Source organism: Bifidobacterium leontopitheci, from assembly GCF_009193355.1.
GTDB lineage: Bacteria > Actinomycetota > Actinomycetes > Actinomycetales > Bifidobacteriaceae > Bifidobacterium > Bifidobacterium leontopitheci.
This window is the reverse complement of sequence record NZ_WBVT01000076.1, coordinates 1-1891: the sequence shown is the minus strand read 5'-3', so window position 1 is coordinate 1891 and position 1891 is coordinate 1. Positions and strand designations below refer to the sequence as shown.

Annotated in this window: 2 protein-coding genes; both read right to left on the bottom strand. The window is 63.6% G+C overall.

Annotated features, from left to right (window positions below; genetic code table 11):
- Positions 1-2: 2 nt before the first annotated feature.
- Entirely contained in the window at positions 3-1004 is a 1002-nt protein-coding gene (locus F7D09_RS10970) for a carbohydrate ABC transporter permease (protein ID WP_152235520.1), read from the bottom strand.
- Positions 1001-1876 (bottom strand): carbohydrate ABC transporter permease, encoded by an 876-nt coding sequence (locus F7D09_RS10965; protein ID WP_226836299.1) that lies wholly within the window; start codon positions 1874-1876, stop codon positions 1001-1003. Before F7D09_RS10965 ends, F7D09_RS10970 begins: the two co-directional genes overlap by 4 nt.
- Between the last annotated feature and the right edge of the window lie 15 nt (positions 1877-1891).

Below are 1891 nucleotides of genomic sequence, written 5' to 3'. Positions count from 1 at the left end.
CGTCATTCTTTGACGGCGCCGGCGGCGAGGCCGGACTGCCAGTACTTCTGCAGGCACAGGAACGCGATCACCAGAGGGACGATCGTGATCAGCGAACCCGTGATCACCAGGTTCTGGATCGCCTGGCCGCCCGCCGTCGAGGCTTGGTCCTTCCACTGGTTCAGACCGATCGTCAACGGGTACCAGTTCTCGTCCTTGAGCATGATCATCGGCAGGAAGTAGTTGTTCCACGTCGCCACGATCGTGAACAAGGCCGTCGTCACGATGCCCGGCGCCAACAGCGGCAGGCTGATCGTGCGGAACGTGCGCCACTCGCTCGCGCCGTCCACGCGCGCCGCCTCCAGCAATTCGGTCGGCACGGCCTGCTCGCTGAAGATCCACATCAGGTACAGGCCGAACGGCGAGATGAGCGACGGGATGATCATCGCCCACGGCGTGTCCGTCAGACCGAGCTTGGCGAACAGGAGGAACTGGGGGACCGCCAGCGCGATGCCCGGCACCGAAATCGAGCCGATGATGACCGCGAACACGGCCCTGCGGCCCGGGAACCGGAACTTCGCCAGCGCGTAGCCGCCCATGATCGCCAGCAGGGTCGCGCCGCCGGCGCCCACCACCACGTACAGGAGCGTGTTGACCAGCCAGCGGCCGAACACGCCCCCATGGTACGTGAACACCGTCGTGATGTTGTCCCACAGGGCGAACGACCGGCCGAAGCCCAGGCCGAACGTGGACGTGAAGTCCGCCTGCGTCTTCGTCGCGTTGATCAGCAGGTACACGAACGGGAACAGGCAGTACACGGCGAATATCGCGCACAGGACGGTCATCAGCGTGGACCGGCGCGGGTTCGCCACGTTCGCGAACCCGCTCCTCGCGGCCCTGCGCCGCTCCGCCTTCTCGTCGCGGGCGACCCGCCTCTGGCGCGCCCTCTCCGCCCTCCTGGCGGCCCGCTCCTGCTCCTTCAACCCCTCGGCCGTCAGACGGCCCTCGACTGCTGCTGCGCTCACTTCATCTGCTCCTTCATGCTCTTGAGCTGCACCGCGTACGCGATCGCCATCGTGATCACGGCCATCACGATCGCCAATGCCGCCGCGTAGTTCGCCTGGTTACCGCTGAAGCTCAGGTTGTACGCGTACATGTTCGGCGTGTAGTACGTCGTGATCGCGTTGCCCGGCACCATCGACTGCAGGATGCTCGGCTCGTTGAACAACTGGAACGAGCCGATGATGCTGAAGATCACCGTGATCGCCAGCGACCCCCTCAACTCCGGCAGCTTGATCGACCGGACGATCTTCCACTCCGACGCGCCGTCGATGCTCGCCGCCTCGTACAGGGAATGCGGGATCGTCGACAGCGAACTGTAGAAGATCAGCATGTTGTAGCCCGTGAACTCCCACGTGTTGATGTTCCCGATGCTCGCGAGCAGCACCGACGGGTCGAACATGTCGATATGCGTGCCCAGCAGGTCGTTCAGCGAGCCGACCAGGCCGTACTTCGCGCCGTACACGAAACCCCAGATCAGCGTCGACACCACCGCCGGCACCGCGTACGGCAGGAACGTCGAGATACGGAAGAACTTCGTGCCATGCAGCTTCATCGAATCGATGCACAACGCCATCGCCGCCGCCAAAAACAGCATGATCGGCACCTGCACCACCGTGAACAGGGCCACACGCCACACCGACGACCAGAACAACGGGTCCGCCAGCAGCTTCCCGTAATTCTCCAACCCCACGAACCGGGTGCCCCCGATCATCTGCTTCTTATAGAACGAGATGTACACCGCATACACCAACGGGATGATGAACACGAACACGAACACCACCGCGAACGGCCACATGAACTTCCAACCACGCCAATCCGGCTTGTGCCTATTCACACGAGCCGACGGCGC